The 16448-nt window shown below is 35.5% G+C and carries 9 protein-coding genes; all 9 read left to right on the forward strand.

The annotated features are described in order from the left end of the window. The first annotated feature begins 6 nt into the window (after nt 1-6). The 9 genes from L3049_RS16020 (at nt 7) to L3049_RS16060 (ending at nt 16443) form a co-directional block, all read left to right on the forward strand. Complete coding sequence (locus tag L3049_RS16020) at nt 7-1956, forward strand: glycoside hydrolase family 97 protein (RefSeq protein WP_275110828.1); 1950 nt, start codon at nt 7-9, stop codon at nt 1954-1956. A gap of 40 nt (nt 1957-1996) precedes the next feature. Next, nucleotides 1997-3532: a sulfatase family protein gene (locus L3049_RS16025; protein ID WP_275110829.1), complete on the forward strand. Its 1536-nt coding sequence runs from the start codon at nt 1997-1999 to the stop codon at nt 3530-3532. A 1067-nt stretch (nt 3533-4599) separates the two neighbouring features. Continuing rightward, the gene (locus tag L3049_RS16030) at nt 4600-7668 is read left to right on the forward strand and encodes an ATP-binding cassette domain-containing protein (protein WP_275110830.1); all 3069 of its coding nucleotides are present in this window, start codon (nt 4600-4602) and stop codon (nt 7666-7668) included. A 158-nt stretch (nt 7669-7826) separates the two neighbouring features. Further along, complete coding sequence (locus tag L3049_RS16035) at nt 7827-8726, forward strand: glycyl-radical enzyme activating protein (RefSeq protein ID WP_275110831.1); 900 nt, start codon at nt 7827-7829, stop codon at nt 8724-8726. Nucleotides 8727-8731: 5 nt separating this feature from the next. After that, complete coding sequence (locus L3049_RS16040) at nt 8732-10888, forward strand: pyruvate formate lyase family protein (RefSeq protein ID WP_275110832.1); 2157 nt, start codon at nt 8732-8734, stop codon at nt 10886-10888. 1 nt (nt 10889) lies between these two features. Beyond that, the gene (locus tag L3049_RS16045; RefSeq protein WP_275110833.1) at nt 10890-11342 is read left to right on the forward strand and encodes a hypothetical protein; all 453 of its coding nucleotides are present in this window, start codon (nt 10890-10892) and stop codon (nt 11340-11342) included. A gap of 20 nt (nt 11343-11362) precedes the next feature. Next, the gene (locus L3049_RS16050) at nt 11363-12766 is read left to right on the forward strand and encodes a sugar porter family MFS transporter (RefSeq protein WP_275110834.1); all 1404 of its coding nucleotides are present in this window, start codon (nt 11363-11365) and stop codon (nt 12764-12766) included. A gap of 97 nt (nt 12767-12863) precedes the next feature. Further along, entirely contained in the window at nt 12864-15491 is a 2628-nt protein-coding gene (locus L3049_RS16055) for a GH92 family glycosyl hydrolase (protein ID WP_275110835.1), read from the forward strand. A gap of 118 nt (nt 15492-15609) precedes the next feature. Next, nucleotides 15610-16443, forward strand: coding sequence for an AraC family transcriptional regulator (locus tag L3049_RS16060; RefSeq protein ID WP_275110836.1), 834 nt, complete (start codon nt 15610-15612; stop codon nt 16441-16443). Nucleotides 16444-16448 lie beyond the last annotated feature (5 nt).

Here is a 16448-nt window from a genome sequence, read left to right on the forward strand (position 1 = left end):
AAGAATATGAGAAAACTAATATGCTTCCTTAGTATGTTCATTTTAATTACCACAGTGAATGCTAAGGACTATCAACTAAAATCACCTAATCAAAAAATTAATATCACCGTTCATACAAATGGAGAAATTAAATTTTCAGTTGGACATGAACAAAATCTATTCGTAGCACCTACAGTTATTGCAATGGAGCTGAAAAGAGGTCTTAGTTTGGGCGTAAATCCTGTTGTGATTAAAAAATATACCAATAGTGTTAGTAGAGAAATCAGACCTGAAGTTCGTGAGAAGAACGAGATTGTTATTGAAAATTACAATGAGATTAAATTGTCCTTCAAACAAAACTTCGACTTGGTATTCAGAGCCTACGATAACGGGATTGCTTACCGTTTCGAAACCCGTTTCCCTGCTGAGATTACCGTGAAATCGGAAACCGGTAAGTATCATTTCCCTGACAATAAACTGGTATACTGGCCAAAGGAAAAAAGCTTTCATTCAAACAACCAGGTCTATTACGATTTTACTTCACTGGGTGAACTATCTTCAAAAGATCTGGGTTCTTTGCCCGTACTTATGACATCGGAAAATGCGCCAAGCATCTTAATTGGTGAAACCGATCTGGAAGACTACCCGGGCATGTGGTTCAATGGTGCCGAAGGAAACAGTTTGGTTTCTACCTTCCCTGCTTATCCTGACAAGACAGAACAGATTAAAGACAGAGATGTGTTTGTAAGAACCCGCATGAATTATATCGCCAAAACAGAAGGTACGAGAACTTTCCCCTGGCGCTATGTGGCTATTGCTGAAAATGATGGTGACTTAATTACCAACCAATTATCATGGCTACTGGCTGACGAGAATGTGATTAAAGATCCATCGTGGATTAAACCCGGTAAAATTGCCTGGGACTGGTGGAATGCCAACAATATTTACGGGGTCGATTTCCGTGCGGGCATCAACACCGAAACCTATAAGTATTATATCGACTTTGCCGCTGACTATGGTTTGGAATACATCATTATGGACGAGGGTTGGTACGAACTGGGCGATTTATTAAAGATTGTACCTGAAATCGACATGGAAGATCTGACTGCTTATGCCAAAGAAAAAGGTGTGGGTATTATCCTTTGGGTGGTTTGGAAAACGCTTGACGACCAGTTGGAAGTGGCTCTTGATCAATTCCAAAAGTGGGGCATTAAAGGCATTAAAGTCGACTTTATGGATAAGGATGACCAGTGGATGGTGAACTATTACCACAAAATTGCCCGTGAATCGGCTAAGCGTGAGTTATTGGTTGATTTTCATGGTTCGTACAAGCCAGCCGGAATCCGTAGAAAATACCCTAACGTATTGACTCGTGAAGGTGTGAATGGTGGTGAGCAATACAAGTGGAGCATGCGCCAAACGCCTGAACATAACCTGACCACGCCTTTCTCGAGAATGGTAGCAGGCCCTATGGATTATACACCCGGAGCCATGCGTAACGCACAAAAGAAAGATTACAAACCTATTTTCGATACACCTATGAGTATGGGAACCCGTTGCCACCAGCTGGGCATGTATGTGGTTTACGAAAGCCCTTTGCAGATGCTTTGCGACAACCCATCGAACTACAAGAAGGAGCCTGAGTGTATGGAGTTTCTTTCGGCTGTTCCTGCCGTTTGGGACGAAACCAAAGTTCTGAATGCTAAAATAGCTGACTACATCACTCTTGCCCGAAGAACAGGAAAAGAGTGGTATATAGGTGCTATGACCGATTGGGACAAGCGCGAATTAAGCTTTGATCTATCCTTTTTGGCTAAAGGCAAATATAAAATGATCCTGTATCGCGACGGTGACAATGCCGACCGTAATGCCATCGATTATAAGAAAGAGATAAAAACAGTTGATAAAAGCAGCAAATTGAAGATTCACCTTGCACCAGGAGGTGGTTGGGTGGCAAGAATTGTTCCATTGAAATAAGAATATTTTAATCTTAAAAATAAATTGAAAATTTTGGATGATGAGTTATTTTAAAAATAGTAGTCTAATAATTTTACTGATTGTTGCACAAAGTTTTATTGCTTGTAAACAGGAAGCGAAAATAGATGAAAAACCCAATGTTTTATGGATCTGTCTTGAAGATACAGCGCCGCTATTGAGCTGTTACGGTACCACCATAATTGAAACACCCAATATTGATAAACTTGCAAGTAAGGGGGAGATATTTACCAATGCTTTTATGCCTGCGCCGGTTTGCTCCGCGAGTCGTTCAAGTGTTATTACAGGTATGATGTCAACAACATTAGGCCTGCACAATCATCACAGTTCACGAACAGTAGAATCAGCTATATATCTCCCAGATACGATCTCAACCATTCCAGAAATATTCAAGAAAAATGGATATTTCACCTTTAATAATGGAAAGGATGATTATAATTTTACATATGATAGACGAGATTTATATGATCAAGATTATTCATATCATCCATTGTATGGTAAAAGTGGTAAGAGAATTGATCTATCTGTTTTAAAGGATAAAGGGCCATTTTTTGGACAAATACAATTGTATGGAGGTAAGGAGATATTTTCATCTAAGTTTAAGGAGAGAGTAAAGTCTCCTGTAAACAGAGAAAAAATTAAACTTCCTCCGTATTTACCAAATCATCCTGCAATTATAGAAGAGTATGCAAATCATCTTGATGCGATACAAATTACAGATGGTCGACTTGGAGAAATTCTTACTAATCTAAAGGAGAATGGTTTGCTCAATAATACAATTATCTTCTTTTTCTCTGATCATGGAATGCGTTTAACCCGAAATAAGCAATTTCTATATGACGGTGGGATACACGTTCCACTTATTGTTGCTGACTTTAGGGAAAATAAGAAGATTAAAGCAAATTCCAGTAATGATATTTTAATAAGTGGAATTGATTTGGGGCCTAGTTCTCTTGCATTAGCAGGTATATCAATACCACAATATATGGAGGGAAGAGACGTCTTTGTTGAAGATTATAAAGAAAGAGAATTTGTAATTTCAACTAGAGATCGTTGCGATTTTTCAATTGACAGGATACGATCAGTAAGATCAAAAGAGTTTAAATATATTCGTAATTTTCTCACAGATAGACCATATATGCAACCAAGCTATATGGATGCTGATGGAGTTGAATTTGTGAAAGTTATGAAGCAATTGCATGCTGAAAATAAATTGGACTCCATTCAAGATCGATTCATGTCATTAGAGAGGCCTAAAGAGGAATTGTATAATTTGAAAGAAGATCCATTTGAGTTGAACAATCTCGCATCAAATCCTAATTATTCTTCAGAATTATCTAAATATGCTAATGTGCTGAATCAATGGATTGTTGAGACGGATGATCAAGGGCAGTATCCCGAGAATGAAGAAGCTTTAAAGTTAATGCTTGGAATTTGGGGCAAGAATGCAATAAATCCAGAGTATGATCCTTTAAGAGTGAAGTATAAGGATTTTGGTGGATCCTTATATGATTTTAAGAATGCTAGATGGAAAAATGTTAATGTTCCAGTTGAATGATATTAAGTATATAAAATAGAAAAAGCTTGGATCCCCACCCAAGCTTTTCTTCTAACCACTATTTACTAACCTAATCTTTAATCTATGAAAAAACGGTTACCAGCCGTTTACATTACAAACATACCCCAATGTGTCGTTAAGTGCATTTAACAGATGTTAAAGAAATCTAAAAGGATATTTAATTATAGAAATTAGGAGCTAGCAGGTATTTAAACAGAAAAAAGCTTGGATCCCCACCCAAGCTTTTCTTCTAACCACTATTTACTAACCTAATCTTTAATCTATGAAAAAACGGTTACCAGCCGTTTACATTACAAACATACGTCAATGTTTAGTTAAGTGCATTTAACAGATGTTAAAGAAGTCTAAAAGGCGTTTTTTTTATAGAAACTAAAAGCTAGCAGGTATATTAACAGAAAAAGCTTGGATCCCCACCCAAGCTTTTCTTCTAACCACTATTTACTAACCTAATCTAATCTATGAAAAAACTTTTACTCTTTGTTTACATTACAAACATACAACAATGTTTAGTTAAGCGCATTTAACAGATGTTAAAGAAGTCTAAAAGGCGTTTTTTTTATAGAAACTAAAAGTTAGCAGGTATATTAACAGAAAAAGCTTGGATCCCCACCCAAGCTTTTCTTCTAACCACTATTTACTAACCTAATCTTTAATCTATGAAAAACGGTTACCAGCCGTCTACATTACAAACATACGGCAATGTTTAGTTAAGTGCATTTAACAGATGTTAAAGAAGATTAAACATCTGTAGAAAATGGACATAAAAAAACCTGAGTCCCCACTCAGGTTTTCATCTAACCACTATTTACTAACCTAATCTAAAATCTATGAAAATTTATTTTTATTCGCCTCAATATTCTAAATGTACGAAAAAAAGTGATAAACGTTATATTATTGATGTTAAAATTATTTAAAAAGATAGTTTGTGAATAAAAATGTCAATTATTATTATCTAATTTTATGCTTCATAATACAGAACTTTTTATAGCTCGTATAAATTATCTAAATTAGGCCCTTAGCAAAATCTAATACCCTATAGAAGCCCCATGAATGAGTCAGTACTGAATGCCTTAATGAAACTTTTTGCCATTATTGTTGATGAGCAAAAGGTTGGTTTTGAGGTTGCTGCGCATGATGTTGTAGCACATTATCTTGAAAAACAATTTAGTAAGGAATGGCTCGAAATTTACTTGGATAATTTTGATCGCTATTTACTAGAGTCTCATTGTGATGTAGAAAATGAGACTTGTGTGATAAATAAGCACGTTCAGGTTCAAGATGTTTGTGTTAAAATAGCTGAAGAGGTTGATCAGGAACAGAAAGTATGGATCATGCTTCAGTTACTTGAATTTATTGATGAGGCAGAATTCGCTGGTCCCGAGGAGCTTAGTTTAGTAAAGACTGTTTCCAAAACATTTAAGATTTCTAAGGATGAGTTTGAATACAGTCATCAATTTATTTTAGGCGATGAATATTCAATTCCTTTTAATCAGTATTTATTGATTATTGATGCTAATGATAATTTTGAGCATGAAGTAGTAAAGCACATTTTTAGTTCAAAATTACGTGGTCGTGTTTTTGTTCTTCGTATCGAAAGTACCAAGACCTATTTAATTAAGTATTTTGGGGAATACAACTTATTTTTGAATGGGCATAATATAAAATACGATAGACCATATGTTCTTTCCTATGGTTCTGTGGTACGAAGTCATAGAATTGACCCAATTTACTATTCTCAAATTGTATCTGAATTTATAGAGCGTAAAGATCATTCCGACATACGTTTTGTTGCCAAGGATATTGAATTTAAATTTCCAGGGTCGAATAATGGTGTATTTCCAGTTAATTTCCAGGTGAAATCAGGACAACTGATTGGTGTAATGGGAGGTAGTGGTACTGGTAAATCTACCTTGCTAAATGTTTTAAATGGAAATTTGCCTTTAAATCAAGGTGATATTTTTATTAATGGTTACAACTTACATCACGATAAGGAAAAATTAGAAGGTGTAATTGGTTATGTGCCTCAGGACGATCTACTGGTAGAAGAATTAACGGTTTACCAAAATTTATATTATAATGCCAAATTGTGTTTTGATGATGTTTCTGATGAAAAAATAGAGGAAATTATTGACGATACAGTTGAAAGTTTTGATTTGGTTGAAGCACGTGATTTAAAGGTTGGCGATCCAATTAATAAGGTTTTAAGTGGTGGACAAAGAAAGCGACTGAACATTGCCTTAGAATTAATGCGAGAACCATCTATTCTATTTGTTGATGAACCAACTTCAGGCTTGTCTAGTATGGATTCGGAGAAGGTAATGCTATTGCTGAAAAGACAGGTTTTAAAAGGTAAACTGGTAATGTGTAACATTCACCAACCTTCATCTGATATTTTCAAGCTTTTGGATAAGCTTATTATTATGGACACGGGTGGAAAAGTGATTTATTTTGGTAATCCTATCGATGCTGTTGTTTATTTCAAAACACAAAGCCATTACGTTAAGGCAGATGAGAGTGAGTGCTTATCGTGTGGTAATGTAAATTCTGAACAGATATTAAGAATTGTGGAAGCTCGTATGATGAATGAATACGGGAAACAAATAAGGAAGCGTAAGAGAAGTTCTGATGAATGGTATGAATTGTATCAAGAGAAGATTGAATCGAAGCATCCAGTAAAGAAACCAAAACGAAAAAGGCTGATTCCTGCTAATTATTTTAGTATTCCCAAAAGAACAGAGCAGCTGAAAATCTATTTGTCGAGGGATTTAAAAGCAAAAGTAAGCAATAAGCAATACATGTTGATTACGCTATTTGAAGCGCCGATATTAGCTGTGATATTAGGATATTTTACCAAATATATTAGTGGAACAGAAGGTGATTCAAGTGCTTATGTTTTTTCAAATAATGAGAACATTCCATCTTTTATATTTATGGCTGTGGTTGTTTCTCTTTTTCTAGGATTGATTATTTCTGCAGAAGAAATTTTACACGATCGAAGGATCATGAAGAGAGAATCTTTTTTGAATTTAAGTCGCTTTAGTTACTTAAATTCGAAAGTGATCATCATGCTGGTGATATCTGCATTTCAAACTATGTTATTTGTTTTAGTTGCCAACACGATTTTGGAAATTAAGGGATTAACTTGGGAGTATTGGCTTGTTTTATACACTGCTTCGGCCTGTGCCAATATGATTGGTTTAAATTTATCTTCAGCACTAAATACTGTTGTAGCCGTTTATGTATCTATACCTTTCATTTTAGTACCTCAACTTTTGTTTTCAGGTGTAATTGTAAATTTCACAAAATTGCACCCAACCATAACATCTCAAAAATATGTTCCTCTCGTTGGAGATTTAATGACTTCTCGTTGGGCATACGAAGCTTTGGTTGTAGAACAGTTTAAGAATAATGAATTCGAAAGGCAGTTTTTTGATTTGGAACAAGAAATGAGTGAAAATTCGTTTCGCTCTTCTTTCTATATCCCTGAAGTGAAGCAACGTTATCAAAATTGGCTACGAACAGGAGATAAGAAGCAATACAAGTTGTTAAAGAATGAATTTTCAAAATTGGTGCAGGATTATAAAGCCCCTAATGGAATTGAGTATTCAACTACTTATTTGAAAAATTCGTCTGAAGGCTTATTTAAATGGTTGGAAACGATAAAACAAAATGGCTGGTCTAAATACAGCAAAGCATCAAATGAGAGAGATAAAGTATATGCAAACCTTCTAAAAAATTTTGGAGGTAAAGAGCATTTATTTACATACAAACAGAAACATCACAATGAGGCGATTGAGCAAATTGTGCTGAATCGAAGGGAGTTAAATAAAATTATTGATTACAAAGGTGAATTAATTCAATTGAAAGATCCTATTTTTCAAATACCAGAGAATAAAACGGGACGTGCCCAATTATATGCCTCTAGAAAACGTATTGGAGATTATTTAGTTGATACCTTTTGGTTTAATGTTTTAATTGTTTGGCTTACAAGTTTGTTTTTTTATTTTACACTTTATTTTGATGTGCTAAGAAGAGCATTACTATTCTTCGAAATTCTGTGGGTTAAGATATTACCTGATGGCCACATTCTAATAACACGAAAACGTCAGAAATAATATACAGAGGTTGATTTAAATCAGCCTCTTTTTTTGCATTTAAATTTCTCAACTAAGAATCATTCTTAATATCGCTATAGTGTAATAAAAAAACGTTTACATGTGATGTTTTGTACGTATTTGGTCATTCTTGTGCCTTATTTTTGTAGTAAAGCATTATGGGTAGAATTACACAAATACAAAGCATGTCTCTTCACGATGGACCAGGAATAAGGACAACTGTTTTTATGAAAGGTTGTAACATGCGTTGTACTTGGTGTCATAACCCAGAAACATGGAGGCATAGCAAACAAATTCAGTTTCTTGAAGATAAATGCATTGATTGCAAAGCTTGTCATCAAGCATCACTTCAATCAGAATTCACTCCAAATTTATTGGTGAAGCCTAATCAATTTTCAATTTCAGAATTGATTACAATTTCAGAATCATGTTATACAGGAGCTTTAGAGCTTATAGGTAAAGATGTGTCTTTAGATGATGTAATGAAAGCTGTTGAGAAGGATTGTGAATTTTTTGAAGAATCGGGTGGAGGAATTACCATTTCGGGAGGAGAACCATTGTTACAAGCTGAATTTGTGATCGAAATATTCAAAAAATGCAAGGAGAGGGGAATTCACACTGCTATTGAAACCAACTTGCATTCAAACACCGAATTAGTTGAACGTGTAGCCGAATATACCGACCTGTTTATGGTAGATATTAAATTGTGGAATTCCGAATTGCACAAGAAATGGACAGGCTTGGGAAATGAATTGGTTCTAAAAAATATCAAAGCATTAAATGACTTAGGTAAATCCTTAATCATTCGTACACCGGTTATTCCTGGAGTGAATGATAATGTTAAAGAATTGAGCGCAATTGCTGATTTTGTTAGCGAATTGGATTGTTTGATAAACTATGAACTTTTGCCATACCATAGTCTAGGAAATGGAAAATACAAAGCTTTAGGCATAGAAGATCAAATGCCAAATTTTGATCAGCTAAGTAAAGACCACTTTGAACAATTACAGAAAGAAGTGGCTAAACTGTGTAAGAAATTTAAAAAGAATTTAGAATAGGTATCATGAAGACAAAGTACGACTATAGAATTGCGGCCTTGAAAGAAAGGAAACTGAATCAAACTGATAATAAGATTCAAGTTGAAGGTTTGTTGGATGAGGATGATTATGGAAGAATTGTACCACCTAAAGAGGGCGCTTGGGAAATTATACCTAACCATGAAGATGGTTCATTTTATGGCGTAAAAGCTTGGACTGATAACTTCTGTGATTTGATGCAAAAGCATCCAACCTACGTTGATCCTAATGATGCATTTGCAGGAAGATGGATGTACTTCATGTCTAAAATGAGACCAAATCTATTTAATCCTGATTATTCTTACGATCACTTAAAGCCAGAAATTGAAAAGTACAATATTATAGATGGTATTGGTTTTGATGCTCATTTTGCACCTGATTACGAGTTAGGATTACAATTAGGATGGGGTGGTATTCTTAATAAAATTAGGAAATATAGAGATTTAAATGCCAAAGATGAAGAAACTAGATTGTTTTATGATTCTCATGAACGAGCTGTACTAAGCATTCAGGTTTGGATCAAAAATACAATTGAAGAAATAAAAAGAAAGCTTCAGCTTGAGAAAGATGAGGCATTAAAGGCAAATCTTGAAGAAATGCTTGTAGTAAATCAAAATGTATTAAATGATGCTCCACAAACATTCAGAGAAGCTTGCCAATGGATGATTTGGTATCACCTTTCTTCAAGAACCTACAATCGTGATGGTGCAGGCGGACAGTTAGATACGCTTTTGTATCCATTTTATTTGAAAGATAAAGAGGAAGGAATTCTCGATGATGAAGCTGCAATTTATCAGCTTGCATGTTTCTTAATAAATGACCCTATTTATTGGCAAATGGGAGGACCAGATGGTAAAGGTGGTGATATGACAAATCATCTTTCTTATTTGATTCTAGAAGCTGGTGATAAGGTGAATACTTCGCTGAATTTAACCATTCGTGTTCATGATAAGTTAGATCAGAATTTTTTGAGAAAATCAGTTGAACTTCTGATTAAAAATAAGAATGCATGGCCTCGTTATTCAGGAGATAAAGCGCTTGTAGAAGGTTATATGAAGAATGGTTACGAAGAGGAATCAGCTAGAAAGAGAATTGCTGTAGGTTGCAATTGGATGTCTCTTCCCGGATTGGAATATACCATGAATGATTTGGTGAAAATCAATGTTGGTAGAGTTTTTCAAGTGGCATATAATGAAATGTTGGAGGGTGGATTTGAAAATGCTTCAACGGAGAAATTGTATTCTATTTTTAATAAACATTTAATTCGTGGAGTAAAAGTTACTGCTGATTGTATTCGATTTCAATTGGAACATCAAAGATATAATGAGCCTGAGTTATTATTGAACTTACTAAGTTACGGTCCTTTAGAAAAAGGATTGGATGCAAGTGCAGGTGGAGCGGAATATTATAATCTTGCAATTGATGGAGCTGGATTGGCAACAATTGCAGATTCGTTTGCAGCATTAGAGCAAAGAATTGAGGATGAAGGAAAAATTACTTGGGAAGAATTGGATTATCATTTGAAAGGCAATTGGGACGGAACTGATGGAGAGAGAATTCGTCAGTTAATGAATCGAAGCGATCGTTATGGTCAGGTTGATTCACGTGGAGATATTTGGGCGAAAAAGATTTCTAAAGAGTTTACCACTTTGGTAAAAAATGAATCTGATATGGAAAAAGGACATTGTTTTATTCCGGGTTGGTTTTCATGGGCAAATACAGTTGGTTTAGGTCAAGCTCTTGAGGCAACACCTAATGGTAGATTTGCCAAAGCGCCAATTTCTCACGGTGCAAATCCACACCCCGGATTTTCAAATGATGGAGCAGCAACAAGTATGGCTAAGTCGATTGCTCAAATTCAACCAGGTTATGGAAATACTGCGCCAATGCAATTAGAGTTAGACTTGTCCATGGCAAAAGGTGATCAGGTAGATAATTTTATTGCCTTAATTAAGACACACTTCAAGCTAGGGGGAACATTGATTAATGTGAACATTGTAGATCAGAAGAAAATATTAGCGGCTCACAAAAATCCTTCTCAGTATCCCGATTTAGTAGTTCGTATTACTGGATTTACAGCATATTTTGCAATGCTAACACCTGAATTTAGACAGTTGGTTGTCGATCGTATTATAGAGAATTAAGATGAAAGACATAAAATTAATGCAAGAATACAGACATAAGGGAGAAGGTTTTTCTCCCCTGTATATTAGTGGTGAATGGCAGGTCGCTCAAATTAATTACATCCAAAATCAAGAAATTGGTAATATAAAAAGCCTTGATATACATTTTAAGACCGATGAACTATTTGTACTTTTAAAAGGAAGTGCCATATTGATTGCCGCGGAAAGAAAAGATAACAATTTTGTTTCTTATGAAATGACTTTTATGAAAGAAGGAATTGTGTATAATATACCTAAAATGGTTTGGCACAATATTGCTTTGCTCGAAGATGCCGAAGTATTGATTTTTGAAGATAAGAACAGCCATTTGGGAGAATATGAAATTGTAAATCTTAGCATGGATGAACACATTAAATTGACCCAAAAACTTAAAAAAACTTTATTCGATAATACCCAAGTCGGAATAACTAAATAAGACCCAACAATAACAAAACTATGACATCTCGAACTCAAAAAACAAACAAAACTTACTTGCTATTTATAGCATTAGCTGCCGCTTTTGGTGGTTTTCTATTTGGTTATGATACCGCAGTGATTTCCGGTACCATAGGATTCGTTAAAGATAAATTTGCACTGGATACGGTAATGGAAGGCTGGTTCGTTAGCTCTGCTTTGGTTGGCTGTATCGTTGGTGTTGCTTTTGCAGGTGAACTATCCGATCGCTTTGGAAGAAAAAAATCCTTGATCGCATCTGGTTTACTTTTTTCAATATCAGCAATTGGATGTGCCGTATGTGGGAGTCATACCGAATTGATTATTTACCGTTTGGTAGGTGGTTTGGGGGTTGGAATCGCTTCAATGTTATCACCTCTATACATTTCAGAAGTATCTCCTGCAAATGTTAGAGGACGAATGGTTGCATTATATCAATTCGCAATTACCCTTGGTATCCTTTGTGCTTATTTTGCGAATGCTTTATTATTAGGTGGAGGAGAATCAAGTGTTTCTTTTGCAGAGGGAAGCTTACTACATACCGTTTTTGTGAGTGAAGTTTGGCGTTCAATGTTTGGTAGTGAGGTTATTCCTGCACTTCTTTTCTTTGCAGCTATGTTTGTAGTACCTGAGAGTCCAAGATGGTACGCATCTAAGAACAGAAATGAAGAAGCTGGTGCTGTATTAGCGAAAATTAATGGCGCCGAGGTAGCAAAAAAAGAATTGAAGTCGATTAAAAATGCGATAGAGAAAGAGGGCGAAAGCTCATGGTCTATGCTTTTGCAACCAGGAATTAGAATTGCTGTATTTGTAGGTGTTGCTTTGGCTCTTTTGTCACAGTTTACAGGAATTAACGCAATCATTTATTACGGACCTAGAATTATGGAAGAAGCAGGTCTGCAATTGAGCGATGCGCTAGGTGGTCAGGTTGTGATTGGTGCTGTAAATGTGCTTGCAACGGTTTATGCAATCATGAAAATTGATCAATTTGGACGTAAGAATCTAATGAAAGGTGGAATTATTGGAATGTTCATTTCTCTAATTGCGGTTGGAACTTTGTTCATTTTGGAAATGACTCAAGGGTATTTATTGATAGTTTTCATCTTAACATTCATTATGTCATTTGCTGTTGGATACGGACCGGTTCTTTGGGTATTGTTATCTGAAATTTACCCAACTAAAGTTAGAGGTAGAGCAATGTCTGTTGCAACGCTCTCGGTTTGGGTAGGAACTGCCGTTATTGGTCAGGTTGTACCTTGGATGTTAGAAACTTTAACTCCTGCAGGAACATTTTTCATTTTTGCAGTATGTTGTTTACCTGTACCATTTATATTAAAATCGGTACCCGAAACAAAAGGATTGTCTCTGGAAGATATTGAAAGTGCTTGGGTGAAAGCAAAGGAATAAAAAAAACTACTAAAAAAAAGATATTTTAAATCAGTAAGTTGAGCCTTTAGAAATGGTAAAACGATTTTTAAATAAGATAACCTGTAAATCATTATAAATGAAATGTTTTTTTAGAAAATACCTTGTGATAGGTATAGCGTTTATTACCTTTTTTGGGTGCAATACGCAGTCAGGAAAGAAAGAATCAGTATTAAACTATGTGGATACAAGAGTTGGAACAGCAGCTAGCATTGCTGATATTACCGTAACAGAGGTAGAAGAACCGATGGGCTATGTTTCACCTATTGTTGGTAATCCATCTGCTTTAACACATTGGACACCACAAACTGCGGTTTTTACGAAGAGAGTAATTACGGTACCAGTACCCTATTGGTACGATCAGGAAGCAATTCAAGGCTTTCGTGGAACTCGCTATCCCAATGGAGCAGTTGTAGGAGATTGGGGTGCAATGTGTGTAATGCCAATGACAGGTGAGGTAAAAATTGGCGCTGAGGATCGCGCATCTAAATTTAGTCATAATACTGAAGTGGCTAAACCACATTACTACGCTGTTCAATTAGATGATTATAATATTAAAGCTGAATTTACAGCGGCTGCTAAAACAGCATTTTTTCAGTTTACTTTTCCAGAATCAAATCAGTCGTCAATATTAATTGATGGTGTGTTTGTACCGGGAAATTATAAAGTAATACCTGAGAGAAATGAAATTGAAGGATACTCAGTTATTGCCGGGCATTTCAAAAATCATTTTGTTGCTAAGTTTGATAAGAAATTCGAGGTTTATAATGTAGATGTTTTGCCAAATGTAGTTGATGCTAATCTGGTTCCAGAAGGATTCGAAGCTAAATACTATAACAACGATAAGTTGGAAGGAAAACCGGATGTACTTGTTAACTATTCGGAATTGAACTACAATTGGCTGAAAGAACCGGCTAAAGGTGTTAAAGCTGACTTCTTTTCGGTTGAATATACAGGAATTTTTGTTGCAAGACATACAGGAGAACACAGATTTGAATTAACGACTAAAGATGGTACTCGAATGTACATCAACGATGAAATGGTTATTGATCAGTGGATGTATAGAGCAACAGGTACTAATACTCATAAGGTTCACTTAATAAAGGGGCAGAAATACGAAATTCGCATTGAATATTACGATGGATCAAGTACAACAGAGATGCAATTACGATGTGCAGAGCCAGTGAAATTAGATCCTAGTCATGGGCCTAAAATGGCACTTAAAGGCGCTGATGGAAATGCAGTATATGTAACTTTTGCTACCAAAGATCAGGAGAAAGTGAAGATGAAAGTTGCTACTTCCTTAATTGATATTGCACAAGCAAGAGCAAATATGGAAGAAGAATTTCCTGAATTTGATTTTAACAAAGCTGTAACGAAAAGTGCTGCCGTATGGGAGAAGGAGTTAAACATGATTCAGGTTGAAGGTACTGAAGATGATAAAGCTATTTTCTACACTGCCTTAACCAAGTGTTTTGTAAACCCTCGTAATCTAAATGAAGGAGGAAGGTATTTTAGTCCTTTCGATTATAAGGTTCACGAAGGAGAAATGTATACTGATTTATCCATTTGGGATACGTTTAGATCTCTGCATCCTCTTTGGGTGATTTTAAAACCTCAGGAAACTACTGATATTATTAACGGAATGTTGAATGCCTACAAAGAAGGTGGTTGGATTCCTAAATGGCCAAACCCATGGTATCGTAGCATCATGATGGGAACTCACTCCGATGCAGTAATTGCAGATGCATATGTGAAAGGAATTAAAGGTTTTGATACAGACTTAGCATTCGAGGCCATGTTGAAAAATGCGAACGTGAAAGGAAATCGTGGATTCTCTGGTCGAGTAGGCATAGATTATTTTAATGATATAGGATACGTACCTACCGACATCTTCGGATTTTACGGGGAACCTGTTGCTAGAACACTTGAGTTCTCTTACGATGATTATTGTATTGCTCAAATGGCAAAAGCTTTGGGTAAAGATGATCAGCATGACGAATTTATGAAACGCTCTAAGCGATACGTAAATGTTTTGGATAAGGAAACGGGTTTAGTTCGTGGTAAGAAATTGAATGGTGAATGGTTAGCTCCTTACGATAAAAGTATCAGTGTTTGGGCACAGGGAACAGATCATGATACCGAAGTATATTATAAGAATCATACCTTATTAGTGCCACATGATGTTCCAGGATTGGCTGAATTTATGGGTGGAAATGAGAAACTAGAAGCTTACCTTGATGAATTTTTTGATAATGATATGTATTATGTAGGTGATGAGTTTTCAATGCATGCACCTTACCTATACAATTTCATTGGGACACCTTGGAAAACACAAAAAGTAGTTAGAGATATGCTTTTTAAGTATTTCTTTAATGATGTTGGAGGACTTCCTGGAAACGACGACTGTGGTCAAGTATCTTCGTGGTATGTATTTGGTGCTATGGGATTCTATCCAGCATGTCCTGGCGATCCAATTTATCAAATTTGTAGTCCAGTATTGGATAAGGTTTCATTGAACGTGGGTGAAGGAAAAACATTTACTGTTATTGCCAAAAATAACTCAAGAGAAAACATGTACATCCAATCGGCAACATTAAATGGCAAGCCATATTCAAAGTGTACATTAGATCATAAAGATTTAGTTGCTGGCGGAGAATTGGTATTTGAAATGGGAGCAGAGCCAAATAAAAATTGGGGAATATAGATATTGGAATCTGTTAGAAATTAGATTTTAGTTAGGGGGCTGTTTTAGAAATACAGCCCCTTTTTTATTTGTTGAATAAAAATTCTATTTTGCTGTGGCTAAATCATCCAATTCAATCATGAAATTTAATCTCGATTCTTTTCTTACAGATTCAAAAGAGGTCTTTCATCTTGCGCGAGTCACCTTGCGTTCGAAAGACGATATTGAGATGCATACACATGATTATGCAGAGATTTTTTGGATAGAGGAGGGAGAAGGATTTCATTTGGTTAATGGAGAGAAAGTGAAAATATTTCCGGGTTATTTATGCACGCTTCGTCCTGGTGATGAGCATACCTTTATTGCAAAATCAGCAACCAAAGGCTTAACAATTACCAATCTTGCTTTTAAAAGTAGCACTCTAGATTATTATAGAGAACGATATTTTCCAGCTACCAATCTTTATTTCTGGAGTAAAAGTCATTTGCCATTTAGCTTTCGAGTTCCTAAAGAGGAGCTGTGTTTGTTGAGTGGGAAAGCTGATCATATCATCAATCAAACCAAGAACAACATTCATTTGGATCGATTGCTCTTGTTTATTTTTGAAATAATAGAACCATCCTACGAGAGTTATGATCCCGAAATGCCTTACTGGCTGCAGTCTGCACTGGAAAATTACAACTCACCAGTAGTGTTCAAAGAAGGAGTTGATGGTTTTTTATCCATAGCGAATAAATCGCTGGATCATTGCAATCGAATTTTGAAAAAGTATACCGGAAAGACCTTAACGGATACCATAAACGAAGCTAAAATTAAGTATGCAGCTCGCTTATTAATTATGACCGATGCTTCTGTAAAGAATATTGCTTCGGATTGTGGGTATGGGAATATTGGTTATTTCTATCGCGTGTTTAAAACGCATTATAAAATGTCGCCTAAAGACTATCGAACATACAATAAGCGAATAATATAAAAAAA

The organism is Labilibaculum sp. DW002, assembly GCF_029029525.1.
GTDB lineage: Bacteria > Bacteroidota > Bacteroidia > Bacteroidales > Marinifilaceae > Paralabilibaculum > Paralabilibaculum antarcticum.

What these genes read in the sequence shown, in the direction of transcription:
- L3049_RS16020 (WP_275110828.1), top strand. Translation starts at nt 7, where the DNA reads ATGAGAAAACTAATATGCTTCCTTAGTATGTTCATTTTAATTACCACA.
- L3049_RS16050 (WP_275110834.1), top strand. Translation starts at nt 11,363, where the DNA reads ATGACATCTCGAACTCAAAAAACAAACAAAACTTACTTGCTATTTATA.
- L3049_RS16040 (WP_275110832.1), top strand. Translation starts at nt 8,732, where the DNA reads ATGAAGACAAAGTACGACTATAGAATTGCGGCCTTGAAAGAAAGGAAA.
- L3049_RS16055 (WP_275110835.1), top strand. Translation starts at nt 12,864, where the DNA reads ATGAAATGTTTTTTTAGAAAATACCTTGTGATAGGTATAGCGTTTATT.
- L3049_RS16060 (WP_275110836.1), top strand. Translation starts at nt 15,610, where the DNA reads ATGAAATTTAATCTCGATTCTTTTCTTACAGATTCAAAAGAGGTCTTT.
- L3049_RS16035 (WP_275110831.1), top strand. Translation starts at nt 7,827, where the DNA reads ATGGGTAGAATTACACAAATACAAAGCATGTCTCTTCACGATGGACCA.
- L3049_RS16025 (WP_275110829.1), top strand. Translation starts at nt 1,997, where the DNA reads ATGAGTTATTTTAAAAATAGTAGTCTAATAATTTTACTGATTGTTGCA.
- L3049_RS16045 (WP_275110833.1), top strand. Translation starts at nt 10,890, where the DNA reads ATGAAAGACATAAAATTAATGCAAGAATACAGACATAAGGGAGAAGGT.
- L3049_RS16030 (WP_275110830.1), top strand. Translation starts at nt 4,600, where the DNA reads ATGAATGAGTCAGTACTGAATGCCTTAATGAAACTTTTTGCCATTATT.